The sequence below is a fragment of the Brucella sp. HL-2 genome, assembly GCF_025846885.2.
Classification (GTDB): domain Bacteria; phylum Pseudomonadota; class Alphaproteobacteria; order Rhizobiales; family Rhizobiaceae; genus Brucella; species Brucella quorumnocens.
This window is the reverse complement of sequence record NZ_JAOYTK010000001.1, coordinates 139727-162962: the sequence shown is the minus strand read 5'-3', so window position 1 is coordinate 162962 and position 23236 is coordinate 139727. Positions and strand designations below refer to the sequence as shown.

The following is a 23236-nucleotide window of genomic DNA, read 5'->3' as shown; positions in this document are numbered from 1 at the left end:
AATCCTGAAACACAAAAATCCCCTCGACTTCATCGAGGGGGTTTTTTATTTTGCGCCAACTTTTACATGCTACTGCATAGTTTGAACTGATAGAGCGACCTTTGTGCGCCCACTGGGGCGCACGGCGCTCTATTAACCATATTGGGGCCGTTACCGCGCAATGACCAGCCGATTGAACCGTATTGCAGGCATCTGCCTTGCCATCGCTTTCTCCTGCCAGAGCGCCTTCGCAGCTGTTAGCGTGCCGCCGGGAAACCGCAATGACGATCAGCCGCCCATTCCCGGCGCTTCGGCCAAGCGCACCAAGGAACTGAGCACGACCTATGAAGCCAAGTATCGCAAGATTTATAATCTTCTGAAAAAAGATGCTTCGCTGCGCTCGAAAATCAAATCGACTGCTTCGGCTTACGGCATTGATCCGATCCATATCGTCGGCGCCATCGTTGGCGAACACACCTATAATGTCGACGTTTATGACAGGCTACAGACCTATTACGTCAAGGCTATGTCCTATGTGAACCAGGGCGTGAGTTTTGGCTATGATGGCGAAAGCATCGGCCAGTTCGTGAAGCGCCCGGAGTTTTCGGAGTGCCTCAAGTTCAAAGACAGCTATTCGCTGTGGGGTTGCCGTGAGACTGTCTGGAACAAGCAGTTTCGTGGAAAGTCCCTGGGTGGCAAAGCCTATCCGAACAACCGTTTCAGTGCGGTGTTCTTCCAGCCTTTTTATGCAGGTCAGACATTCGGCCTTGGCCAGATCAATCCGCTGACTGCACTGCAGATGTCGGACATGGTCAATCGTGTATCCGGCCTGCCGAAGCTGAACGCCGAGAACGGAAATGTGGTCTACAAAACCATCATGGACCCCGATCTCACGCTGCCATACATCGCGGCAACGCTTAAGCAATCGATCACTGCCTATCGCCAGATTGCCGATTTCGACATTTCTAAGAATCCCGGCCTGACCGCAACCCTTTATAATACCGGCGGTGCAGAAGTCCGCGCCCGTGCGCTTGCCAATGAAAATGCTCAGCGCAAAGCGTCCGGTCAGGCACCATTGATGCCGCAGGAAAACTATTATGGCTGGCTGGTCAACACCAAGCTCGACGAGCTGAAAGCGCTATTTTAGAGCCGATGGGGCTAATGGCTTAAAGCCGCGGCGGCGTTTGCGCGCGGCTTCTATTTCTTCGCTTAAATGTTTGATCGTCTCGCGATCAATGATGCGAATGTTGCGGGCGAGGAGATTGGCAAGCTCGGTCGCCTGTGGCGATAGTCCTGAGGTGTCGATCACCACGCGGGGATGCGAAACCGCCGCCAGATTTTGCAGCTCTTCGGCCTCGTCCCAGATAATATTGAAATAGGTGATGATGCGTTGCAGCAGATCCCAGGTCGGCTGTCCACGCCGTCCATGTTCAAGCGCTGAAAGGTAGGCAGGCGAAACGCGTAAGGCTGCCGCCATTTCCTTTTGCGTCACATTGCGCTCGTCACGCAATTCGCGCAGACGTTTGCCAAAAGGGGTCATCGGATCAGACTCCCGTTCTGCGTCTGCTTGCGCAGACGCACATAAAGCGCGCCGTGACCGCCATGATGATGGGCTGCATCTTCATAGGCGCTCACCAGAAGCCGGAACAACGGCGTCGAGAACCAGTGCGGCACGGCCTGTTTCAGCACGCCTTCGCTGCCAAATGAGCGGCCTTTTCCGGTAATGACCATCACGTGCTTGAGCCCGCGGGCATGTGCGCTCAGCAAAAATCCGTAAAGCAGCTCATAGGCATCGTTCTGCGTGAGCCCATGCAGATCGATACGCGCTTCGATATCCACACGTCCCTTGGAAATCTTGCGGTGCGTCGGCCGATCAAAGCTATGGATCGGCATTTCCTTGAGAGAGGTAAGCTTCTTTTTCGGCGTCGCTGGCTCGCTCGAAGGCGAGGGTGTTTTTTGCGAAGGCTTTTTATCAACCTCCTGCGCCATCACAGCTTTGAAATCCGGAAACTCTTCCTCTACAGCGGACTTTTTGCCCACCAGCGGTTTGGCCGTTTTAGCAACGGTTTCCCAGAGGATGCGATCTTCTGGTCTCAGATAATCTTTCGCGGGCTTTTCGGTTTTGGGCGACATCGATCAGTCCCGCCCCATAGGGCCTCGTGCCTGCTTCCCTAAAATCGTATTCGATTTTAGGGCCGATGCACTGGCGCGCGGAATAAGCGCATAAAAATCGGCCTTGTTCTTGATGCCACCGGCGATCTCGCCTGCGGCATCCCCCGATCCCGCAAAGAGATCACCACGCGCCGGACCGACAATCGCCGTGCCGGTATCCTGCGCAATCATGAGGCGCGAGAATGGGGCATTATCGAACGCTGTAACGCTTGGTGCATCGACATAAAAGGGCGTCCCGAACGTGTGCAAAAATCTATCGACCGCAATTGAACGTCCAGCGGTCAGCGGGACTTTGGCCGCAGCGATTTGCCCCACATTCAGATCATCAACAGGTGCTTCGCGGAAGAAAATATAGGAGCGGTTCTGCCAGATGAGATCGTCGGCCCGATCCGGGTGCTCTCTCAACCATTGGCGGATCGTTTGCATGGAGATTTCATCTGCAGAAATCCCGCCTTCCGCCACCAGAATACGCCCGATTCCTGTAAAAGGATGGCCGGTTTTGGCCGCATAGGTGATACGCATAAAACTGCCATCGGTGAGTTTTAACCGCGCAGCCCCCTGCACATGGGCGAAGAAGGCATCAACACGGTCAGCCACATAGGCAAGTTCAAGCCCATGTTCTTTAAGACTGCCCTGTTCGATTGCCCGGCGATCATCGTATTCCTCAATGCCTTGTAGCGTTTTGCGCGCGAAAGCGAAGGAGGCATCAAGCCCGGCAGGGCGGTTCTCATCCGTAACTTTCACCAGATCGTCGGGTTTTTTGAGAAACGGCACTGTGAAATGCGCATCTGGCTTACGCGAAGCTTCAATTTCCGGTTCATAGAAGGCCGTCACAAAACCTTCGGCATCAATACGGCACGGGACGAAATGCTCTTCAAAGAAAGCCCGCGCCTGCGCAGTATCGGGTTTATCAAGGGAACGGGCAGCAGCAAAAGCCGGTGCAAGCGCCTCGAAACTGATACCGAGGCTACCGCTGTTATAGCGATTATGTTCCGCATAATCGGCTGAACGGCGAAAAGCCGAAAAGGCGAGTGCCTGATCGTCGTGATCCCAGCCCGGGCAATCTGAAAAACTGACCGGTCGTATGATGTTCGCCAGATTATGCACAAGCCGCATCCGTCAATAATTAAAAGGGCCGCTAACTCAGCATTTCCAGCAAAAGTGCGGAGCGGTTTTGCGTCGGATAATGCACAAGGTAAAAAAGTGCGGCCCTGAATCGTCAACTCTCTTTAGTCTTCGGCTTCGGTCGCGACAAGCTTCCAGTTTGGATCGCGCGAACGTGTATCGCGGGCAAAGGTCCAGAGGTCGCGGATCTCGACGACGTTTTCCTGATCACCTTCGACGAGATTACCGTCCTTGTCGAGTGTGGAAGAAATCATCTGGCTCACGATATTGAGCGTGACGTGCGCCTCCGAGCCCTTCATTTCGGCATTGGCGATTTCTGCCTTATCAATGCCTACAAAGGTTGAGCGTGTGCTTTCACCGCGTGCTTCGCGCTCATCGATTGCCGAGACAAAGCCCTCATAGACGTCCTTAGACAAAAGGTTTTTCAAAACCTTACGGTCGCCGTCGGCAAAAGACATCACGATCATTTCATAAGCGATCTTCACGCCATCAACGAAACTTGCGGGGTCGAAAGTTGGATCGGCTGCCTGAATGGCACGGAGCCCATCATTAATAGGCGTACCAGCAGGCGCGACCTTGTCGATTGCGGTAAAATCCTTTTCACCGGGACGCTGCGGCAGGGAAACGACATTGTCGGTTTCGCCACTTGCAGTCTGGGCATCGGTATTACGTGCGGAAGTATATGGATCTATTGGCGGTTTTTCATTTCCCGTACGGCGGCCAAGAACATTCCTCAACTGAAGAAAGATTACCACCGCCGCGATGAAGAAGAATATCGTGCCAAAATCAAAAAATTCCATACCGCCTGCCACCAATGGACGTTTCAGGATTACGAATCCGTCTCACGTCGTCAATTTCGTTACATATACATATAGATCGGCTTCACTGATCATTCAAATCCCGATCACGCATACCTATCTGATATTGTATGATAGAGAGTTTCAATTTCGTAAGAATGCGAAGCATTTTTGCATGTATGTCATGAATAGAACAAGCGAATGAAGTTTGCTTCATTACAAACGCAAATCAACATAAGGTCATAATCGACGTGTCCTCTTCCCTTGCACCCCTTGCCATACTGGCAATGCCATTCATCGAGATTGCAGGTTTTGTGATCGTCGGCAGCGAAATCGGTGTGTTTGCTACGCTTGGTCTCATTATCCTTAGCGCCATGCTCGGCTTTTTCCTGCTGCGTGTACAGGGCTTCGGGCTGCTGCAGCGCATCCGCGCCGAAAGTGCTGCAGGATGCGTGCCGGACCGCGAAATGATGCATGGAGCGATGATCGTTGTCGCCGCTATCATGCTGATCGTGCCTGGCTTTGTCACAAGCGCCATCGGACTTCTGCTTTTCGTTCCGTTTATTCGCAATCTTGTCTGGAACCGGTTTGTGCGCAATCGACTGGTCGTCGCGACCGCCTCGACACGCTATTCGGAAGCCTATCGTCCGTATGAACCTAGAGAAAACCCATATGAGACTAAAGAAAACAACGTGATCGATCTGGACCCGGAAGATTATACCGCAAAGCCGGATGAAAACTCACCATGGAATCCCGATCGCAAGGATCGCTAATCGCGCAAATACTAACTTAAAAACGGTTTCTTGCCTCATCTACGCACACATGCTAGCCAAGCATCACTGCTTTTTGGGCAACAAGATAAATTATTAAAGAGAAGGCATACCGATAATGAGCGATAAGGCCGCTGCGGGCGAAGTAAAGAACGGCAATGGCGCAACCGCCCAGCCGTCCCTCAACATTCTGGCCCAGTACATCAAGGATCTTTCCTTTGAAAGCCCAGGCGCGCCTCTGTCGCTGCGCCCACGCGAAAAGGCTCCTTCGATCAACATCAATGTGAACGTAAACGCTAATCCGCTGTCCGAAACAGATTTCGACGTTGTTCTCACGCTCGAAGCCAAAGCTGTTGACGGCAAGGACGTTCTGTTCAACACCGAGCTGGTTTATGGCGGCGTTTTCCGCATTCAGGGCATCGCACAGGAGCACATGCTTCCGCTGCTGTTCATCGAATGCCCACGTCTGCTGTTCCCGTTTGCTCGTCAGATCATTGCTGATGCGACGCGCAATGGTGGCTACCCACCACTGATGATCGATCCGATCGATTTTGCTCAGATGTTCCAGAGCCGTATGGCCGAAGAAGAAGCCAAGAACGCTGTAAAGAGCTAATCTCTACACGCATCAAAAGAAACCCCGCTCTTGCGGGGTTTTTATTTAGACGTCAGCTTACGTATTTTTTCCAGATTGCCTTGTCGCCCATTTTCGCAACAAGAGCATCATGCGCAGCGCGTTCCTTTTCACTGATACGTGGCGCCAATGGTTTCGGACGCTGGCGCAAGACAATATTGCCGCCATTCTCAGAGCGGTCATCACTACCGGAACCACCGGAAGAACTGAGTCCAAGAGCGGTTTGTTTACCGCCAATCAGCTCGATATAGACTTCGGCGAGAATTTCAGAATCGAGCAATGCGCCGTGCAATGTGCGGTGCGAATTGTCGATGCCATAACGCTTGCAAAGCGCATCAAGCGAATTGGGCCCCATCGGATTTCGACGGCGCGCAAGCGCAAGCGTATCGACGATGCGATCAACGGCTATTTCCGGCTTTCCCAAGCGGCCCAATTCCGCATTGATGAAACCAAGATCGAACATCGCATTATGCGCGACGAGTTTTGCACCATCGAAAAATTCCATGAATTCATCGAGAATGTCGGCAAAGCTTGGCTCGGTGAGCAATTGCTCGTCCGTAATACCATGGACCGCGAGTGCATCGGGATGAACCTTGCGCCCCTGTGGATTGATGAATTTGTGGAACGTGCGACCCGTGGGAAAGCGGTTGATCATTTCCACACCACCGATTTCGATCACGCGGTCCTCAAGCCGTTCAAGGCCAGTGGTTTCCGTATCGAAAACGATCTCACGCATGGAAAACCTCTTAGAGAGCATCCCGAAAAGTGCGAAGCGGTTTTCGGATAAGATGCGCGTTTAAACAAAAGGATTAGAGCCCGATCTGATTCAATCAGATCGAAACGGCTCTAAATGATTTGGTACTTTATAGCACGCTATGCCAGCTCTCAGGGCCAGCTCTCAGGACTGATTGACAGGCTTTCCACGCAATTCAGCGATGATGGCTTTGATCTGCGCCCGCGTTTCCTCAAAGTTGCCCGAAGAATCGATGACGAAATCCGCACGCGCACGCTTTTCGCTGTCCTTCATCTGTCGGGCAAGAATGGCTTCAAACTTTTCTTCGCTCATGCCGGGACGCGACAGCACACGTTCGCGCTGGATTTCGGCAGGCGCTGACACAACAGCCACTTTATCCACGCGGCTTTCACCGCCCGTTTCAAACAGCAAAGGAATATCAATGAGGGCAATTTCAGCGCCGCCGGCGCGCGCATTCGCAAGAAAGGCTTTTTCTTCTTCGTGCACCAGTGGGTGAATGATGGATTCAAGCTTTTTAAGCGCTTCCGGCCTGCCAAGCACGGCTGCTGATAGTTTTGTCCGGTCGACCGTGCCATCGACAACCGTTCCGGGGAAGGCGGCTTCGATCAGGGGAGCCGCCCGACCCGAATAAAGCCGGTGAACGGCATCGTCCGCGCTGTAGACCGGCACACCATTGTCGGCAAACATGTTTGCCGCAGTGGTTTTTCCCATGCCTATAGAGCCGGTCAGTCCGAGGATGATCATAAAGCACCAGCCTTTTTCATATCATCCAGAATATAATTACGAAGTGCTTCTGTCACTTCTGGTCTTTTGCCAAACCAGCGTTCAAAACCCGGAACCGCCTGATGCAGCAACATGCCAAGCCCATCGACAGTTTTAAGACCCGCTGCTTCAGCGCTGGTGAGAAACGGCGTCTTGAGCGGAATATAGACAATATCGGTGGCAACGGCTGATTTCTGCGCCTCACTCAGATCAAGCGGAAACTCTGTCGCCTCGCCATGTCCGCTCATGCCGAGTGAAGTGGTGTTGACGATCAGACCCGCTTCTTTGACAAGACGCTGCGCTGCATCCCATCCATGCGCTGAAACGCCTTGGCCAAAATGGCTTGCCAGTTCTTCGGCCCGGCTTAGCGTGCGATTGATGATTGCGATGCGCGAGAAACCGCGCGTCTGCAAAGCGTGGACAATAGCGCGTCCCGCGCCGCCTGCGCCCAGAACCAGTGCCGTATCCGCATTGTCCCAACCGGGTGCCAGCGCATCCAGATTGGCCGCGAAACCATAAGCGTCGGTATTGGCGCCGCAAAGCCTGCCGTTGTCGAGCCAGAGCGTGTTGACTGCGCCAATGGCATTGGCTGCTTCATCGCGGATTTCCACAGCCGCAAAAGCCACTTCCTTATGTGGGATTGTGACATTACCCCCGACAAAGCCGTTTTGTTCAAGCGAGGTGGCAAATTCTGCAAAATTTTCAGGTGCGACCTCAATGGCTTCATAAGAGCCTTCGAGACCCAGCTCCCTGAGCCAGAAGCCGTGAATGAGCGGTGAGCGCGAATGCTTTATTGGAAAGCCGGTCACAAATGCCTTTTTAGCCATCGATCAGATTTTCCTTCCTCAATTCATTGAGCAGTGGCAACAGGGGCAATCCAACGATGGTGAAATGATCGCCTTCGATTTCTTCAAAGAGCTGAATGCCCGGACCCTCTACCTGATAAGCGCCGACACTTGAAAGGGCAATATCGCCAACGCGACCAAGATAGCGTCCGACAAAGCCCGGATCGAGATCGCGCATGGTCATGCGCGCCACCGAAACATGCCGCCACAGGGTCTTGCCATTTTTGACCAGCACGACAGCGCTATTAAGCTGATGCGTCTTGCCCGAAAACTGCAAAAGCTGGCGGCGCGCTGCATCCATATCCACAGGCTTGTGGAAAATCTGATCGCCCAGCGAAAGCGTCTGATCGCAACCAATCACCACGACATCGGGATGATTTTCACTGACAGATAAGGCTTTTGCTTCGGCCAGAACCTGCGCTACCTCTTGCGGTGTTGCACCGCTTTTATAGAGAGGAGCCTCAACCGCACGTTCATCGATATCCGCACTTTCGGTCGAAAACACGATGCCGGCATTTTTTAAAATTGCCGAACGGAACGGACTCTTCGAGGCGAGAATAAGTTTCGTGGTCATGACTGATCTTCCTTCTTGCCATCGCGCAGCAAGGCCATGATAGCGGCTGCGGTTTCCTCAATCGACCGGCGCGACACATCAATAATCGGCCAACCGTGCCGGTTGCACAGGTTGCGGGCATAAGCCAGTTCTTCGGAAATTGAAACGCGGTCTGTATAAAGACCCGTATCAAGAGACGGTACATTGCCAAGCGGGCGGTTCTGTCTGATCTGGGAAATACGTTCCGCAGTTGCCACCAGACCGACAATCAAGGGTCGCTTTGCCGTAAAAAGAACCTCAGGCACCGGAATACCCAATACAATCGGCACATTTGTCGCCTTGATACCGCGATTCGCCATATAGATGTTGGTTGGCGTCTTCGATGTGCGTGAAATGCCCACCAGAATGACATCCGCCTCTTCTATATCGAGCGGCAATTGGCCGTCGTCATGCTCCATGGTGAAATTAAGCGCGTCGATCCGGCGAAAATAGTCGGCATTGAGCACATGCTGGGCGCTTGCACGGCGATGCGCAGGCGCTCCGAGATAAGACTGAAACGTGTTGAGCACCGGCTCAAGTACCGAAACGCTCGGCACACCCATTTCCGCACAGGTGTCGTCGATGATGGCAGCGAGCTTCTGATCGACGATTGTATAGAGAACGATGCCGGGTTCAGCGTCGATATTCTCAAGCACTTTTCGCAGCTGCTTCTCTGTGCGGATGAGCGGATAGATATGCTCAATTGCCCGCGCATTGGCATATTGAGCGGCCGCAGCGCGGCCAGCCGCCAGGAGAGTCTCTCCCGTCGCATCAGAAATCAGATGAAGATGAAAGTAAGAAAGCGGTCTGGTCACAGTTTTCTCCCGCCCCTGTTGACGAGTGTGCGTAAAACACAGGTTTCATCCACAAGCCATGGCAGGCAGTGGGAAACTTGGCAAGTCATCCACAGCGAGCCCACATGTGAGAAGCTTCAGAAAGCCACTGTGGACAAGACTCGTAACATTTGGAAATCACAACAATATACCCAGCTTGTCCACAAAGAGGCCGAAACTGCGTCAATTGGTAACCCCTTCTATTCAATGAAAGATTTTAGTTTTCATTGCTTTTGTCCGAGCGATCGGTGAATTATCGCACAGGCTGAGATGGCCAGAGCGGAACTGTGGGGAAAAGACGGACAAACCTTAATCCCCGATTCCAACAGACTCTAAGAATCAAAAGATTCCTGAATCATCCTTTCTTTATGAGAGCCGGACGGGAAAACTTTCACACAGAACCACGGAAACAGATCAGACAGGGTGGAATGTAATGAAACGCAAGGTCCTGAAAGTGATAGACGGTGAGACAGTCTTTCCACCTCCAATCTGGATGATGCGTCAGGCCGGACGATACCTTCCCGAATATCGCGAAGTGCGCAAGAAAGCCGGAAGCTTCCTCGACCTCTGCTATTCACCCGATCTGGCAGTCGAAGTGACACTTCAGCCAATCCGCCGTTATGGCTTTGATGCAGCCATTTTGTTTTCAGATATCCTGGTTGTCCCTCACGCCCTTGGACGAGACCTTCGCTTTGAAGAAGGCAAGGGACCATTGATGACACCGATTGATGCCGATGAGATATTCTGGCTTGAGACTGAAGGTGTCGCCAAAAGGCTGGAGCCGGTCTATGAGACGGTTCGGCTGCTCCGCGAGCAACTCCCCGACGAAACAACGCTGCTGGGCTTCTGTGGCGCTCCCTGGACCGTTGCGACCTATATGATCGCCGGTCACGGCACGCCTGATCAGGCTCCCGCTCGTTTGTTTGCCTATCGTTTCCCGGAAGCGTTCGAAAAGCTTTTGAATGATCTGGCGGATGTTTCAGCGGAATATCTCATCGAACAGCTCGATGCAGGCGCTGATGCCGTGCAGATTTTCGATTCCTGGTCTGGCGTTCTCGATGAAGATTGCTTTGAACGTTTCTGTATCTGTCCGGTCGCCCGGATCGTCCAGAAGGTGAGGGCGGTTTATCCCGACGCACGTATCATCGGGTTTCCGAAAGGAGCCGGAATGCTTTATGCGGGCTACCGTGAAAAGACCGGTGTTGATGTGCTCGGCCTTGACTGGTCTGTTCCAAACTCATTTGCGCAGGAATTGCAGAAGGAAGGCGCCATTCAGGGAAATCTCGATCCGCTGCGCGTTGTGGCTGGTGGAGAGGCTCTGGATGAAGGGGTTGATGCAATCCTGAAAAATCTCGGTCAGGGCCCGCTGATCTTCAATCTTGGCCACGGAATTACGCCACAGGCGCCAATTGAAAACGTTCAGCGCATGATTGATCGCGTTCGTGGAGGCTGATGATGAGTGCCTCCGATAAAGCAAACAGCGGCAAAGCCGCTCTGATCCGTACCGTCGTCGGTCTTGCGGTTGTGGTACTTGGTTTATGGGGATTGTTTCACGTGAATCCAGCTGACGCTTATCTTTGGGTCAAATCGATCCATGTCATTGCCGTAATCGCCTGGATGGCGGGTATGCTCTATCTCCCACGTCTTTTCGTCTATCATTGCGCGACAACACCCGGTTCAGAAACCTCGGAAACCTTCAAGGTGATGGAACGGCGGTTGCTTCGCTTCATCATTAATCCCGCCATGGTTGTGACATGGATAGCCGGTCTTTGGATGGCTTGGGAGATTTTCGGGTTTCGGGGTGGCTGGTTGCATGCCAAGCTTTTGCTGGTCGTTCTGTTGTCTGGCCTTCACGGTTATCTGTCAAAGGCAACACGGCTCTTCGCAGAAGATCGTAACACCAAATCAGCCAAACACTGGAGAATCATCAATGAAGTTCCGACACTACTGATGATCTTCATCGTTATTCTTGTGATCGTGAAGCCATTCTAATTTTCTATATTTTTCAAAGAAGCCCGATAGTTTTTTCGCGATTTTTTCGGGCTTCTACCTTTTTCCTATTGCACTAACTTCCAGCAATCCTTAACTGAGACTTGCTCTTCATGCCGCAAACCGGTATGAGTGAGTCCTCTTCCCACCATGACAGCAGGCCTTCGATGCCGGTCACACTCCACGTGACCACCTTTCCGAACAACTGCATTTTCTCCTTATATTTCAAAAGAGTTCCTCACCCATGCAGGAAATGAAACTACAAGAACTTAAAAACAAAACCCCGGTCGAGCTGCTGGCATTTGCCGAAACGCTTGAGGTCGAAAATGCGAGCGCAATGCGCAAGCAGGAACTGATGTTCGCGATCCTCAAGAGCCTTGCTGCTCAGGACGTCGAAATTATCGGCGAGGGAGTTGTTGAAGTGCTGCAGGACGGATTTGGTTTCCTGCGCTCTGCCGATGCCAACTATCTGCCAGGCCCGGACGATATTTATATTTCTCCTTCCCAGCTTCGCCGCTTCTCGTTGAAGACCGGCGATACGGTTGAAGGTCCGATCCGTGGTCCTAAGGAAGGCGAACGTTATTTCGCACTCCTCAAGGTCAACACGATCAATTTTGAAGATCCGGAAAAGATCCGCCACAAGGTTCATTTTGATAACCTGACGCCGCTCTATCCAAATGAGCGCTTCAAGATGGAGCTGGAAGTTCCAACCTCGAAGGATCTTTCGTCCCGCGTTATCGATCTGGTTGCACCACTCGGCAAAGGCCAGCGCGGTCTGATCGTCGCTCCGCCACGTACCGGTAAGACTGTTCTGTTGCAGAACATTGCGCATTCGATCACTGCGAACCATCCTGAATGCTATCTGATCGTTCTTCTGATTGACGAACGTCCGGAAGAAGTGACCGACATGCAGCGTTCGGTTAAGGGCGAAGTTGTTTCTTCGACCTTCGACGAACCGGCATCACGTCACGTTCAAGTCGCTGAAATGGTCATCGAAAAGGCAAAGCGCCTTGTTGAACATGGCCGTGACGTTGTGATCCTTCTCGACTCCATCACCCGTCTTGGACGCGCTTACAACACCGTTGTGCCTTCATCCGGCAAGGTTTTGACCGGTGGTGTCGATGCAAACGCACTCCAGCGTCCGAAGCGCTTCTTCGGTGCAGCCCGTAATATTGAAGAAGGTGGCTCGCTCACCATCATTGCCACCGCGCTGATCGATACCGGTTCGCGTATGGACGAAGTGATCTTCGAAGAATTCAAGGGCACGGGTAACTCGGAAATCGTTCTTGATCGTAAGGTTGCCGACAAACGTATCTTCCCTGCCATGGACATTCTCAAGTCCGGCACACGTAAGGAAGACCTGTTGGTGCCACGCGCCGATCTCCAGAAGATTTTCGTACTTCGTCGCATTCTTGCACCGATGGGGACTACCGATGCGATCGAGTTCCTTATCGACAAGCTCAAGCAGACCAAGAGCAATGGCGAGTTCTTCGATTCGATGAATACGTAATTTCGGTTTATCCGTATCCAAACAAAACGCCGCGTTGAGACATCAGCGCGGCGTTTCTATTTTCTGGTCTCAGAAATCGGCAGGCTTAGCCTCTCAGCAGGATTTCGAGTGCGGCAGGGGTCTCGACAGGCGCTAGGCAGACTTGCCCCTTGCAGAGCCAGGCTGACGGTTTATTGGCATGTGCAATGCCACCTGTCGGAAGCTCAATTTCTTTGCCTGCTTCAAATTGAACGAATTTATCAAGCCGCCTTGGATCGGGAATTCTTTCTGCCGTGGCAGCGAGTTCACCATCAGCACCTTCATCAGCAATCACCAGAGACAGCGGTTCGGCTGCAAAGCGGCACGCATTCAATATGCCGATCTGGCCATATTGCTGGACAAGCGCACGACCCATGGCCTGTTCAACCAGACGTTCATTCTGGATATAAAGGTGCATATCGCCTGTTGCGAGAAACAGCCGTGTGAAAGCTTCAATGATCTGGCTGGTGGCACTGGGGATCGCTTCGTCATAATCGCCATAACTATGCAGAATTACGTCCTCCGCATCGAGTGCGGAAAGTCGGTGATTGCCTGACGCGTCGCAATTGTTTGCATCAAGCGCGTCTTTGAGCGCAACCGCATCGCGAATGAATGTTCTGTCACCAGTTGCTTCAAACAGCGAAAGTGCGGCATTCATCATCGCGGCGTAATCTGTCGAGAGGGCAGGGTAGACCAGCACGTCATACATTCGGCAATGTGCGATGCGCCCATCCTGAAACGATGAACCTATCGAACGATAGGCCGAAACGGCGTAGTCAACCCAATCTGATCGCTTGAAACAACGGCCGGCCTCTGCCAGCGCGCGGATCATAAGAGCGTTCCAGTCGGTAAGAGCTTTTTCGTCGCGCCCCGGTCGAACACGAGCATTGCGATAACGGAGAAGCTTGTCTCTGGCCGCCGCGATATTCGACGGTACTAAACCGTCTTCATAGACGGCATGAAGACGGTTGAGAATATTCATGCCTTCAAAATTACCCTCGGGTTTCACACCATAATAGGTTTTGAAGTTTCCCGCCTGATCACCGAGGACGTTATCGATTTCCGCCTCTGAAAAGATATAGAACTTTCCTTCTTCGCCTTCACTGTCCGCATCGAGGCTTGATGCAAAACTGCCATCCGGCAAACGCATTTCTCGTATCAACCAATTGACTATCTCTTCGATTCGGACACGGAACAATTCGTCTTTGGTCTCGGCATAGGCATAGGTTGCGTGTCGAATGACTTGAGCATTGTCATAAAGCATCTTTTCAAAATGTGGCACGAGCCAGTCTGCATCGACGCTATAGCGACAAAGTCCGCCACCCAAATGATCATAGATGCCGCCTTGCAACATCGTCTTCAATGAAAGCAGAAACATATCGCGGTGGGTCGCTTGCCGATTATAGAGCCAGGTTAACCAGAGGGCATCCATGAACGGCGTGTTCGGAAACTTCGGTGCGCCATTGATGCCGCCTCGAACCGGATCGAACATTTCATATATGCGATCTGCAACATCATCGAAGCGTACGATCTCGTTCGCGCTGGCATCGTTCTGCGCCGCCAGCCGTGCTTCCAGATGATTAAACACAGCCTCGGCATTATGGTTAATTTTTTCTTTATTTCCCTGCCAGAGACTACTGACTGCCTTGAGCACGTCCAAAAAACCCGGCAAGTTATGTCGAGCCTGAGGTGGAAAATATGTACCACCCCAGAATGGCTTGCCATCAGGACGCAGGAACATCGTAAGCGGCCACCCGCCTTGCTGTCCCATGGCACTCAGCGCAGCCATATAGATCTGATCGATATCGGGTCGTTCCTCGCGGTCGACCTTAACATTGACGAACAGCGTGTTCATGACGCTGGCAACTTCCGGGTCTTCGAAAGACTCATGCGCCATGACGTGGCACCAGTGGCAGGCAGCATAACCAATCGATAGCAGGATAGGGCGGTTCAGCTCCTGCGCTGCATCAAGTGCATCTTTGCCCCAGGGCTGCCAATGAACCGGATTATCGGCGTGCTGACGCAGATAGGCGCTTGGTGCGGCTCCGAGTCTGTTGCTGCTGATATTGGTCATAAGTCTTTTCTTTCGTGGCGCGAATGAATATGCACGTGCTTACCAATATAGAACGGGAAATCAAATGAGCGAGCGGCAGCATCTTCAGGACACTATTTTTGCCTTGTCGAGTGGGCGCCTTCCATCGGGTGTTGCGGTCGTCAGGATATCAGGCCCGCAGGTTCGATTCGTAGTCGAAACGATTATTGGAAAGATGATTGAGCCGCGTTATGCAGCTTACAAGACGTTCCGCGCGCGGAATGGAGACGCCATTGACCGTGGATTAGCATTGTTTTTTCCCGGTCCTAACAGCTTTACCGGCGAAGATTGTGCGGAGTTCCATCTTCATGGTGGTATTGCTGTCGTCGAAAAACTGCTTGAGGAGTTGGGCAGCTTCCCAAACTGCCGGATAGCTGAAGCTGGAGAATTTACGCGCCGAGCTTTTACGAACGGCAAGATGGATTTGACCATCGCCGAAGGTCTGGCTGATCTTATTGCAGCGGAAACGGAAGGCCAACGCCGTCTTGCTTTGCAGGTCGCTTCAGGTGCGCAGCGTCAACTTTATACGGAATGGCGCCAAAGGCTTGTGCGCGCCCGGGCTTTGATTGAAGCGGAGCTGGATTTCGCGGATGAAAGCGACGTACCGGGTTCCGTTTCGGGACAGGTATGGGAAGAACTCAGGTCACTAAGAACAGCAATTCTACGACATATTGAAAGCGGAAAGCGCGCAGCAATGCTGCGCGATGGACTGCATGTCGTTATCACTGGTGCACCCAACGCAGGAAAATCCAGTCTTCTGAATTTCCTGGCTGGTCGCGAGGTTGCAATCATTTCAGAAGAGGCAGGCACAACGCGCGATCTTTTGGAAGTCAAACTCAACCTTGCAGGCATTCCCGTCTATGTAACTGATACTGCTGGACTTCGAGAGACTACCAGCAAGGTTGAGAAGATCGGCATCGAACGTGCGCTAGAACGCGCGGCCGAAGCTGATCTGGTCCTGTTGCTGGAAGATATGCAAAACCCCATCGCTGTCTCTCTTGATGAGAGCGAAGCTGATGTCTGGACGGTTGGCACCAAAGTTGACCTTAGTAATTCTGAGACCGGTGGATGGAAATATCGTATTTCCACCAAGACCAATGCAGGCCTCGTCGAATTGCTCGCCGCGCTGCAAGTATTTGCGGAAAATCGCATCGGGCAGATCAATGACGCGGTTCCGACACGGCAGCGTCACATCAATCTCCTGCAATCAACGGTTTCGGAAATTGAAACCGCGGCTAATCGCGACGATCTTCCATTGGAGTTACGCGCTGAGAATATGCGTCATGCCTCACAGTATCTTGGACGCATTACCGGTGACGTGGATGTTGAAGAGATATTGGACGTGATCTTCTCGCAATTCTGTATCGGGAAATGAGTGATTCACGTGAAACAGTGACGCTGGAGCGTAGGGCGGCATGAAAATTGTTTCACGTGAAACATCTGTGGAATCTGCCAGTTCGTATTGACTCCCAAACTCTTCCGTGAGTCGAGTTTCGTATCAACTTTATCAAAGAGTTGATCGACCTTCGCTATACTGCCTCTTCCGTTGAGCCGACAAACATGTCAAAGAGACTGCTTTCCAGAGTAGCTCTGATTTGAATTGAATCGCCCGGGCCGCTTTGTTCTTTCTTTTATGCATTATCCGAGACGGAGGGCCCGCCCACTTTGCCGGAAATGCGCTGGAACGGATTTGGACGTATCAGGATGAACATTTCAGGTTCTTCAGAAGTCACAGCTTATGACGTGATCGTCATTGGTGGCGGACATGCTGGCTGCGAGGCGGCGGCAGCATCGGCGCGGGCAGGCGCTCGTACGGCTCTCGTCACACATCGTTTTGATACGATTGGCGTCATGTCCTGTAACCCGGCCATTGGCGGTCTGGGGAAGGGCCACCTTGTTCGCGAGATTGATGCGCTTGACGGTCTTATGGGTCGTGTTGCCGATAAGGCTGGCATCCAGTTTCGCCTGCTCAATCGTCGCAAGGGTCCGGCGGTCCGCGGTCCTCGCACGCAGGCTGATCGTAAGCTTTATCGGCTGGCGATGCAGGTGCTTATTTCTGCCCAGGAGAACCTTACTGTCGTTGAAGGTGGGGCTTCCGACATTCGTATCACAGATGGCAGCATTTCAGGGGTCGTTCTGGGCGATGGACGCGAGCTTGCCTGTGCTGCAGTTGTGCTGACCACCGGTACATTCCTGAATGGTCTTATCCATATTGGCGAGAAGAAAATCCCCGCTGGACGTATGGGCGAGAAGCCTGCACTGGGCCTTTCTGATACTTTGCGTGGCCTTGGTTTTGCCGTCGGTCGGTTGAAAACCGGTACTCCGCCGCGTCTTGATGGCCGCACTATCGATTGGCAGAGCCTGGATATGCAGTCGGCAGACGAAGACCCTGTGCCGTTTTCGCTGATGACGGATAAGATCACGACGCCGCAAATAGATTGCGGTATTACCCGCACGACACCTGAAACTCATGCGATCATCCGCGCCAATCTTCATCGTTCCGCAATGTATTCGGGTTCGATCGAGGGAATAGGTCCGCGCTACTGCCCATCGGTGGAAGACAAGATCGTCAAGTTTGGCGACCGTGATGGACATCAGATATTTCTGGAACCTGAAGGGCTGGATGACCACACCGTTTATCCAAACGGCATCTCCACGTCACTGCCAGAAGAGGTTCAGCTTGCCTACCTCGCGACCATTCCGGGTCTGGAGAAGGCGGTGATGCTTCAGCCGGGATATGCAATTGAGTATGACTTTATTGATCCGCAAGAGTTGAAGCGCAGCCTGGAGACACGACGCGTCACCGGGCTTTTCCTTGCAGGACAGATCAATGGCACCACCGGTTATGAAGAGGCCGCAGCGCAAGGACTTCTCGCAGGCCTGAATGCCGCCAAGCGTGCAGGGGGCAGCGATCCTATTATCATACAACGAACGGAAGCTTATATTGGCGTCATGGTCGATGACCTGACTGCTCGCGGCGTCAGCGAACCTTATCGTATGTTTACATCACGTGCTGAGTTCCGTCTGTCATTGCGTGCTGATAACGCCGATCAGCGGTTGACGCCTTTGGCTGATCAACTGGGCATTCTTGGCAATGATCGCCGCGAAAAGTTTACAGCGCGTCAGGATGCATTGTCGACCGCGCGTATGATGACCCAAGAGCTGACTATCACGCCAAATCAGGCCAGCCGATATGACCTTCATCTCAATCAGGATGGGGTACGTCGCTCTGCTTATGATCTGTTGTCTTATCCGGATATCGATTTGCAGAAGCTTCAGGCTATCTGGCCAGAACTGAATTCTATTGATTCAGCCACTAAAGAAGCGCTGGAAATTGAAGCGCAGTACTCGGTTTATATGGACCGCCAGCAGAGCGATATAGCAGTGATGGAACGCGAGGAGCGACTTTTCATTCCAGTGACATTGGACTTTGATGCAATTTCTGGCCTTTCAAACGAACTTAAAGCCAAGCTGAAACAGCGTAAACCAGAGACGATTGCCGAAGCGCAACGTGTTGAAGGTATTACACCGGCAGCACTTGCGCTGCTTATTACGCATATAAAGAGGCATGGTGCGCGCGAACGTGCAGCCGCTGTACTGGACGCCGAGAAGGGCGTGGCATGACTGTGGATAGACGTTATTCGAGCTTGAAAACTATCGTTCCTAATGTTTCACGTGAAACAACGGACCGCTTGATTGCGTTTGAAGAACTGTTCCGCAAGTGGTCATCGGCCATAAATCTGGCATCTCCTTCGACACTCGCTGATCTTTGGAACCGCCATATTCTCGATAGCGCGCAGATATTTCCGCTCGCACCTGAAGCGACGCGCTGGCTCGATTTGGGTTCGGGTGGTGGTTTCCCTGGCATCGTAACAGCCTGTTTTCTGGAAGACATTCCGGGTGCTTCGATTGATCTTGTTGAAAGTGCGGGAAAAAAGGCAGCTTTTCTACGCACTGCCGCAGGGCATGTCGGTGTTCCGGCGCGTGTCCATGCGGCGCGCATCGAGGCAATGTGGGATAAAATTGAGACGCCGCAGGTCATTACAGCCCGCGCACTTGCATCGCTGAACGTTCTTTTTGAGCTTGCCGGACCATGGTTGTGCAGTGGTTCAAAGGCGCTTTTTCAAAAAGGTCGGGATTACCAGAGAGAAATCGATGAAAGCCGTGTCGGCTGGAGTTTCGATCTGGTACAACATGAAAGTGCTATCGATAATAACTCGGTGATACTTGAGATCAGCAATCTACGACGCATCTTAAGTTAATCCGCCCCAGTTATTTCGGAATCGATATGACAGAAAGCAGCAGGGCGACGGTAATGAGCAAAAGATCCAGGATCATAACCATTGCAAATCAGAAGGGTGGCGTTGGTAAGACAACGACAGCTATCAACCTTGCGACAGCTCTCGCTGCTATTGGCGAAACTGTGCTAATCGTTGACCTCGACCCGCAGGGCAATGCCAGTACTGGCCTCGGAATTGATCGCCTCAACCGTCCGCTTTCGTCCTACGACGTGCTGACGCAGGCAGCATCAGCGAATGATGCCGCCATGCAGAGCGACGTTCCAAACCTTTATATCGTGCCTTCAACGCTCGATCTTCTCGGCATTGAGATGGAAATAGCGCAGGCTCCTGATCGCACACGTCGCTTGCGTGATGCGTTGCGATTTGATTCTGCTGTTGCTGATAAATTCTCGTATATTTTGGTTGATTGCCCTCCATCGTTGAACTTGCTGACGTTGAACGCGATGGCGGCAGCAGATTCGGTCATGGTTCCCCTGCAGTGCGAGTTCTTCGCACTGGAAGGCCTGAGCCAGCTCCTGCAGACGGTCGACCAAGTACGTTCAACCATCAATCCCGATCTGACGATACAGGGCATTGTTTTGACCATGTTCGACAGTCGCAACAACCTTGCCTCTCAGGTGGTGGACGATGTTCGCGCATTCATGGGTGAGAAGGTTTATCGTACTGTCATCCCACGCAATGTGCGGGTGTCAGAAGCGCCATCCCATGGCAAGCCAGCTATTCTTTATGATTTGAAATGCGCTGGCAGCCAGGCTTATTTGCAGCTCGCATCGGAAGTTATCCAGCGGGAGCGGCAGCTTAAAGCCGCATAATTAGCGAGTGTCGCAATTGCGATGCTTTGATCGATTCGACTACGTAACAATTGCAGGAACTGCCGACGATGAACGACGATCCTTCAAAAAAGCGCCTTGGCCGCGGCTTGGCCGCACTGATTGGTGAAATCGACCGCCCGGCGGAAGAGCGCAAGGTGCCGATCAGCAGCGAGCGTAACGTTCCGATTGAGTTCGTCACGCGCAATCCGCGCAATCCGCGACGCATGTTCTCGGAAGTAGAACTGGAAGATCTGGCGCAGTCGATTAAAGAACACGGCGTTGTTCAGCCAATCGTCGTGCGTCCGGCACCGGGTGAACCTGATCGTTTCGAGCTGATCGCCGGTGAGCGTCGCTGGCGCGCATCGCAGCGTGCAGGCGTCGATACGATCCCGGTTATCATTCGCGATGTGGATGATCGCGTTGCGCTTGAGATCGCAATTGTTGAAAACGTTCAGCGTGCCGACCTGAATGCTGTCGAAGAAGCTATGGGATATCAACAGCTTATCGACAATCATGACTACACGCAGAACGATCTGGCACAGGTGATCGGCAAAAGCCGAAGCCATGTTGCCAATACGCTGCGCCTTTTGAAACTACCGCAGCGCGTGCAGGATTTCATCTCGGATGGCGCTTTGTCTGCAGGTCATGCACGTAGCCTGATCACCATGGATGACCCAACTGCGCTTGCGGAGCGCGTGGTCAAGGAAGGTCTGTCTGTTCGTCAGGTTGAAGCGCTGTCACAAGCGCGCAATGGTGCTGAACCAAAGCCGGGCAAGAGCGTGCCGATTGAGAAAGATGCCGATACAAAGGCGCTTGAAAAGCTGCTTTCCGACGTCACTGGCATGAAGGTCGAAATCAATCACCGCGAGCGTGGTGGTGAGGTTAAAGTTCGTTACAGCTCTCTTGAGCAGCTCGACGAAATCTGCCGTCGTCTTCAAAGCTAGTGGTGTGATTCCGACATTTGCTTAGAAGTCTGAATTTGAAGCCGTGGAACATTTGTTTCACGGCTTTTTCGTTTTATCGACCGCGCGCTTTGATCAGCGAAAAGACGATAATTATCATCAGGATGATACCGATGATAACGCCGACCGCACTTCCCCAGAAGGCGCCGTAATTGCCGCCGATCAGCCAACCAAACAATGCACCGAGCATGAGCAGAAGAATTGGAGGTATGCAGCCGATCATTCTTATATTCCAATGACTTATAGTAAAATGGGGGCTTGAAAACTTGGGGTTGTCATTTCAGTTATGAAATCGAACCATATGGAATATTGCTGAATGCGCCAACAAGCTCAAGGTTGAGCGAGGCTGCTCACGTGCTCTTGATCAATTGCTGAATTATTGCAGCTGTCTAACACCCAACGCGGTTTCTGCCGGACTTTCGCTAATACCAAAGTTCATTGAGTAAGACTCATCGGACGTTGGTTAAGCCCGTGTGGCGATTGAACATTTTCGAGGCGTGCTGCATCAGCATCTTAGCGCTTTGGTATAAGTCTTATACTATTGAGATATTGCTTTTAGAACACCGCGCCGGGGAGATATTGTTTCATGGAAATGCTCACTCAAATCATAATTCATACACCGATCTATGTTTGGGGGCTGCTCGCTTATCTCGTCATACAGGGGGTGAAAGGGCGTGAAACAAGCACGGTTTCGGTCTGGAGACTGCTATTCGTCCCCGTGATCTTCATTGCCGTCGGTTTCATGCACTTTGATAGCGGTTCGGATGGATTCAGTTCATTCCTGATTGCGTGGTTTGCAGGACTGTTCGTGCTGGCACCTGTTGGTTATCTCACAGGCCCGCGTGTTCTCGCAGTTGATCATCAGAACAAAACCGTCGAGCGGGCTGGGACGATACTTCCGCTGATCCGCAATCTGATTTTCTTTTGCGCTCAGTATGTTCTGGCAGTGCTCAATGCGTTCTATCCACAGGAGCATTCCACATTGATGCTGGTGACAGCCGTCGTATCAGGCGCATCAACGGGCTATTTCACAGGCTGGCTTGTATCGCTGTGGCGGAGGTATCGAGAAAGCCCTAGGCTAAACCTTAGCCGGTAGAGCTTATCTGCGTGCCAGCTTGGCAGCTTCGACAGCAATAGCAAGCAAGCACTGACGAATGATAGGCACGGAGAGTACCGCATTCTGACGGCTTTCCAGCACAGCGCGTTGCAGGCGCTCCATAACGCGCACGAGGTTCTCTGCCTTCCAGCGGTCAACAGCATTTTCGATCAGTTTCTTGCGATTGAAAAAGATCGGCGGACGCGCAGAGGCGACAACCACGGAAGCACTTTTGCGCTCGGTATCGGCGATATGGCGCAGGGTCTGAATTTGTTGGAATTGCCTCATGGCAGTGTTAAGCAGGAGGAATGGGGCTGTGCCGGATTTCACAACCCGGTCAAAAGATATTTCAAAACGGGGCAGGTCTGCCGTCAACACAGCGTCAATGACTTCATCTGTTGAAAGACCTGCTACATCGCCGACCGCTACACGCACATCGTCTATATCGATGCGTTCTTTGCCGCGCACATAAAGGCAAAGCTTTTCCAGTTCGCCACGCGTCGCAAGCCGATCACCGCCAAGGCTCGCGCGCAGCAGCTGACGCCCGTCCATGGTGATCTGCATCTTCCATTCAGCCAAAACGTCGTCAATAACGTCGTCAATGCCGCGCGCGTCGTCCGCATAGCAGGGAAGGGCCATGCCAGCGGTCGCGTTCTCGACAGCGCTACGCAGGCCTGCACCTTTTTTGAGGTCGCCGGCTTCCACCAGAATATATGTTTCACGCGGTGGCTCATTTGCCAAAAGTTTCACGGCGTCTGCAAGCTTCTTCTGCCCGGCTGCGTTCTTGATCCAGATTAGCCGTTCACCACCGAACATAGAGATTGTACGCGCTTCATCGGCGAGTTTTGCAGGATCCGCATCGATCTCATCGGCTTCCATGCGAATGACCGCAAAGGGATCATCCAGCGGCAGTTTGGTGGCCTTTGCATAGCGGCGCGCACGTTCGCTCACCAGCCCCTTGTCTGGGCCATAAAGAAGCACGACCGGAAACGAGCTGCTCGGCCTGCCAATGAACTGATCTACTTCGTGTGCTTTTTTCTGCGCCATAAGGGATTAAGTAGCGCAATTCGTTTTCAAACGAAACAGCCGCCGGTCAAACTGAACGGCGGCTGTGAAACAAAGCTGTTTGCAAAGCTTAGAGCGTGTCGCGCTTAGTCGTACCCACTGCGCTCGCTCTATTTTCTGGTTTTGCGCAT

At 52.5% G+C, this 23236-nt stretch carries 25 protein-coding genes; 12 read left to right on the top strand and 13 right to left on the bottom strand.

The window, feature by feature from the left end; genetic code table 11:
- The first annotated feature begins 160 nt into the window (after positions 1-160).
- The gene (locus OIV19_RS00800; protein WP_095447699.1) at positions 161-1126 is read left to right on the top strand and encodes a DUF1402 family protein; all 966 of its coding nucleotides are present in this window, start codon (positions 161-163) and stop codon (positions 1124-1126) included.
- Here OIV19_RS00800 and OIV19_RS00795 read toward each other — a convergent pair.
- The 4 genes from OIV19_RS00795 to OIV19_RS00780 form a co-directional block, all read right to left on the bottom strand.
- Positions 1118-1519, bottom strand: coding sequence for a helix-turn-helix domain-containing protein (locus OIV19_RS00795; RefSeq protein ID WP_095447698.1), 402 nt, complete (start codon positions 1517-1519; stop codon positions 1118-1120). The two genes, OIV19_RS00800 and OIV19_RS00795, sit on opposite strands and share 9 nt — an antisense overlap.
- Positions 1516-2112 (bottom strand): Smr/MutS family protein, encoded by a 597-nt coding sequence (locus OIV19_RS00790; protein ID WP_264230423.1) that lies wholly within the window; start codon positions 2110-2112, stop codon positions 1516-1518. Before OIV19_RS00790 ends, OIV19_RS00795 begins: the two co-directional genes overlap by 4 nt.
- Positions 2113-2115: 3 nt before the next feature.
- The gene (mltA, locus tag OIV19_RS00785) at positions 2116-3267 is read right to left on the bottom strand and encodes a murein transglycosylase A (RefSeq protein ID WP_264230422.1); all 1152 of its coding nucleotides are present in this window, start codon (positions 3265-3267) and stop codon (positions 2116-2118) included.
- Between the two features lie 113 nt (positions 3268-3380).
- On the bottom strand, positions 3381-4076 hold the full coding sequence (locus tag OIV19_RS00780) for a Tim44/TimA family putative adaptor protein (protein WP_095447695.1): 696 nt from the start codon (positions 4074-4076) through the stop codon (positions 3381-3383).
- Between the two features lie 248 nt (positions 4077-4324).
- Here OIV19_RS00780 and OIV19_RS00775 point away from each other — a divergent pair, with 248 nt between their 5' ends.
- Positions 4325-4846: an FxsA family protein gene (locus OIV19_RS00775; protein WP_264230421.1), complete on the top strand. Its 522-nt coding sequence runs from the start codon at positions 4325-4327 to the stop codon at positions 4844-4846.
- Positions 4847-4961: 115 nt separating this feature from the next.
- Entirely contained in the window at positions 4962-5456 is a 495-nt protein-coding gene (gene secB, locus OIV19_RS00770) for a protein-export chaperone SecB (protein WP_095447693.1), read from the top strand.
- 52 nt (positions 5457-5508) lie between these two features.
- Here the strand turns inward: secB and dnaQ are convergent, their stop codons facing one another.
- The 5 genes from dnaQ to OIV19_RS00745 form a co-directional block, all read right to left on the bottom strand.
- Positions 5509-6210: a DNA polymerase III subunit epsilon gene (gene dnaQ, locus OIV19_RS00765; protein WP_095447692.1), complete on the bottom strand. Its 702-nt coding sequence runs from the start codon at positions 6208-6210 to the stop codon at positions 5509-5511.
- Positions 6211-6372: 162 nt separating this feature from the next.
- The gene (coaE, locus tag OIV19_RS00760; protein ID WP_264230420.1) at positions 6373-6972 is read right to left on the bottom strand and encodes a dephospho-CoA kinase; all 600 of its coding nucleotides are present in this window, start codon (positions 6970-6972) and stop codon (positions 6373-6375) included.
- Entirely contained in the window at positions 6969-7817 is an 849-nt protein-coding gene (locus OIV19_RS00755) for a shikimate dehydrogenase (protein WP_264230419.1), read from the bottom strand. The genes coaE and OIV19_RS00755 overlap by 4 nt, the downstream gene beginning before the upstream one ends.
- Positions 7810-8409 carry a Maf-like protein gene (locus tag OIV19_RS00750; protein ID WP_264230418.1) on the bottom strand — a complete coding sequence of 200 codons (600 nt, stop codon included), beginning with the start codon at positions 8407-8409 and terminating at the stop codon, positions 7810-7812. The genes OIV19_RS00755 and OIV19_RS00750 overlap by 8 nt, the downstream gene beginning before the upstream one ends.
- On the bottom strand, positions 8406-9242 hold the full coding sequence (locus tag OIV19_RS00745) for a pyruvate, water dikinase regulatory protein (RefSeq protein WP_264230417.1): 837 nt from the start codon (positions 9240-9242) through the stop codon (positions 8406-8408). Before OIV19_RS00745 ends, OIV19_RS00750 begins: the two co-directional genes overlap by 4 nt.
- A gap of 451 nt (positions 9243-9693) precedes the next feature.
- Here OIV19_RS00745 and hemE point away from each other — a divergent pair, with 451 nt between their 5' ends.
- A complete protein-coding gene (gene hemE, locus OIV19_RS00740) occupies positions 9694-10713 on the top strand; it encodes a uroporphyrinogen decarboxylase (protein WP_264230416.1) in 1020 nt (339 codons plus the stop codon).
- Positions 10714-10715: 2 nt separating this feature from the next.
- Complete coding sequence (hemJ, locus tag OIV19_RS00735; RefSeq protein ID WP_095447686.1) at positions 10716-11252, top strand: protoporphyrinogen oxidase HemJ; 537 nt, start codon at positions 10716-10718, stop codon at positions 11250-11252.
- Positions 11253-11325: 73 nt separating this feature from the next.
- Here the strand turns inward: hemJ and OIV19_RS00730 are convergent, their stop codons facing one another.
- Complete coding sequence (locus tag OIV19_RS00730; RefSeq protein ID WP_264230659.1) at positions 11326-11460, bottom strand: hypothetical protein; 135 nt, start codon at positions 11458-11460, stop codon at positions 11326-11328.
- A 33-nt stretch (positions 11461-11493) separates the two neighbouring features.
- Here OIV19_RS00730 and rho point away from each other — a divergent pair, with 33 nt between their 5' ends.
- Entirely contained in the window at positions 11494-12759 is a 1266-nt protein-coding gene (gene rho, locus OIV19_RS00725) for a transcription termination factor Rho (protein WP_024898458.1), read from the top strand.
- A gap of 85 nt (positions 12760-12844) precedes the next feature.
- Here rho and OIV19_RS00720 read toward each other — a convergent pair whose 3' ends face one another.
- Positions 12845-14851 carry a thioredoxin domain-containing protein gene (locus OIV19_RS00720; RefSeq protein ID WP_264230415.1) on the bottom strand — a complete coding sequence of 669 codons (2007 nt, stop codon included), beginning with the start codon at positions 14849-14851 and terminating at the stop codon, positions 12845-12847.
- 64 nt (positions 14852-14915) lie between these two features.
- Between OIV19_RS00720 and mnmE the strand changes: the two genes are divergently transcribed.
- The 5 genes from mnmE to OIV19_RS00695 all read left to right on the top strand — a co-directional run bounded on the left by mnmE (position 14916) and on the right by OIV19_RS00695 (position 20926).
- Complete coding sequence (gene mnmE, locus OIV19_RS00715) at positions 14916-16244, top strand: tRNA uridine-5-carboxymethylaminomethyl(34) synthesis GTPase MnmE (protein ID WP_264230414.1); 1329 nt, start codon at positions 14916-14918, stop codon at positions 16242-16244.
- A gap of 329 nt (positions 16245-16573) precedes the next feature.
- On the top strand, positions 16574-18493 hold the full coding sequence (gene mnmG, locus OIV19_RS00710) for a tRNA uridine-5-carboxymethylaminomethyl(34) synthesis enzyme MnmG (RefSeq protein WP_264230413.1): 1920 nt from the start codon (positions 16574-16576) through the stop codon (positions 18491-18493).
- Positions 18490-19131 (top strand): 16S rRNA (guanine(527)-N(7))-methyltransferase RsmG, encoded by a 642-nt coding sequence (rsmG, locus tag OIV19_RS00705; protein ID WP_264230412.1) that lies wholly within the window; start codon positions 18490-18492, stop codon positions 19129-19131. The genes mnmG and rsmG overlap by 4 nt, the downstream gene beginning before the upstream one ends.
- A gap of 53 nt (positions 19132-19184) precedes the next feature.
- A complete protein-coding gene (locus OIV19_RS00700) occupies positions 19185-19982 on the top strand; it encodes a ParA family protein (protein WP_094578485.1) in 798 nt (265 codons plus the stop codon).
- Between the two features lie 68 nt (positions 19983-20050).
- Complete coding sequence (locus OIV19_RS00695; RefSeq protein ID WP_095447681.1) at positions 20051-20926, top strand: ParB/RepB/Spo0J family partition protein; 876 nt, start codon at positions 20051-20053, stop codon at positions 20924-20926.
- 73 nt (positions 20927-20999) lie between these two features.
- On the opposite strand, the gene OIV19_RS00690 is transcribed toward OIV19_RS00695, so the two are convergent.
- Positions 21000-21167 carry a hypothetical protein gene (locus OIV19_RS00690; RefSeq protein WP_157743478.1) on the bottom strand — a complete coding sequence of 56 codons (168 nt, stop codon included), beginning with the start codon at positions 21165-21167 and terminating at the stop codon, positions 21000-21002.
- Positions 21168-21530: 363 nt separating this feature from the next.
- On the opposite strand from OIV19_RS00690, the gene OIV19_RS00685 reads away from it, so the two are divergent.
- Positions 21531-22040 (top strand): hypothetical protein, encoded by a 510-nt coding sequence (locus OIV19_RS00685; protein ID WP_264230411.1) that lies wholly within the window; start codon positions 21531-21533, stop codon positions 22038-22040.
- 3 nt (positions 22041-22043) lie between these two features.
- On the opposite strand, the gene holA is transcribed toward OIV19_RS00685, so the two are convergent.
- A complete protein-coding gene (gene holA, locus OIV19_RS00680; protein WP_264230410.1) occupies positions 22044-23087 on the bottom strand; it encodes a DNA polymerase III subunit delta in 1044 nt (347 codons plus the stop codon).
- Between the last annotated feature and the right edge of the window lie 149 nt (positions 23088-23236).

Bases quoted from the DNA above. Each gene is read 5' to 3' on its own strand.
- OIV19_RS00800 (WP_095447699.1), top strand. From the start codon at position 161: ATGACCAGCCGATTGAACCGTATTGCAGGCATCTGCCTTGCCATCGCT.
- OIV19_RS00795 (WP_095447698.1), bottom strand. From the start codon at position 1,519: ATGACCCCTTTTGGCAAACGTCTGCGCGAATTGCGTGACGAGCGCAAT.
- OIV19_RS00790 (WP_264230423.1), bottom strand. From the start codon at position 2,112: ATGTCGCCCAAAACCGAAAAGCCCGCGAAAGATTATCTGAGACCAGAA.
- mltA (WP_264230422.1), bottom strand. From the start codon at position 3,267: ATGCGGCTTGTGCATAATCTGGCGAACATCATACGACCGGTCAGTTTT.
- OIV19_RS00780 (WP_095447695.1), bottom strand. From the start codon at position 4,076: ATGGAATTTTTTGATTTTGGCACGATATTCTTCTTCATCGCGGCGGTG.
- secB (WP_095447693.1), top strand. From the start codon at position 4,962: ATGAGCGATAAGGCCGCTGCGGGCGAAGTAAAGAACGGCAATGGCGCA.
- dnaQ (WP_095447692.1), bottom strand. From the start codon at position 6,210: ATGCGTGAGATCGTTTTCGATACGGAAACCACTGGCCTTGAACGGCTT.
- coaE (WP_264230420.1), bottom strand. From the start codon at position 6,972: ATGATCATCCTCGGACTGACCGGCTCTATAGGCATGGGAAAAACCACT.
- OIV19_RS00755 (WP_264230419.1), bottom strand. From the start codon at position 7,817: ATGGCTAAAAAGGCATTTGTGACCGGCTTTCCAATAAAGCATTCGCGC.
- OIV19_RS00750 (WP_264230418.1), bottom strand. From the start codon at position 8,409: ATGACCACGAAACTTATTCTCGCCTCGAAGAGTCCGTTCCGTTCGGCA.
- hemE (WP_264230416.1), top strand. From the start codon at position 9,694: ATGAAACGCAAGGTCCTGAAAGTGATAGACGGTGAGACAGTCTTTCCA.
- hemJ (WP_095447686.1), top strand. From the start codon at position 10,716: ATGAGTGCCTCCGATAAAGCAAACAGCGGCAAAGCCGCTCTGATCCGT.
- OIV19_RS00730 (WP_264230659.1), bottom strand. From the start codon at position 11,460: ATGCAGTTGTTCGGAAAGGTGGTCACGTGGAGTGTGACCGGCATCGAA.
- rho (WP_024898458.1), top strand. From the start codon at position 11,494: ATGCAGGAAATGAAACTACAAGAACTTAAAAACAAAACCCCGGTCGAG.
- OIV19_RS00720 (WP_264230415.1), bottom strand. From the start codon at position 14,851: ATGACCAATATCAGCAGCAACAGACTCGGAGCCGCACCAAGCGCCTAT.
- mnmE (WP_264230414.1), top strand. From the start codon at position 14,916: ATGAGCGAGCGGCAGCATCTTCAGGACACTATTTTTGCCTTGTCGAGT.
- mnmG (WP_264230413.1), top strand. From the start codon at position 16,574: ATGAACATTTCAGGTTCTTCAGAAGTCACAGCTTATGACGTGATCGTC.
- rsmG (WP_264230412.1), top strand. From the start codon at position 18,490: ATGACTGTGGATAGACGTTATTCGAGCTTGAAAACTATCGTTCCTAAT.
- OIV19_RS00700 (WP_094578485.1), top strand. From the start codon at position 19,185: ATGAGCAAAAGATCCAGGATCATAACCATTGCAAATCAGAAGGGTGGC.
- OIV19_RS00695 (WP_095447681.1), top strand. From the start codon at position 20,051: ATGAACGACGATCCTTCAAAAAAGCGCCTTGGCCGCGGCTTGGCCGCA.
- OIV19_RS00690 (WP_157743478.1), bottom strand. From the start codon at position 21,167: ATGATCGGCTGCATACCTCCAATTCTTCTGCTCATGCTCGGTGCATTG.
- OIV19_RS00685 (WP_264230411.1), top strand. From the start codon at position 21,531: ATGGAAATGCTCACTCAAATCATAATTCATACACCGATCTATGTTTGG.
- holA (WP_264230410.1), bottom strand. From the start codon at position 23,087: ATGGCGCAGAAAAAAGCACACGAAGTAGATCAGTTCATTGGCAGGCCG.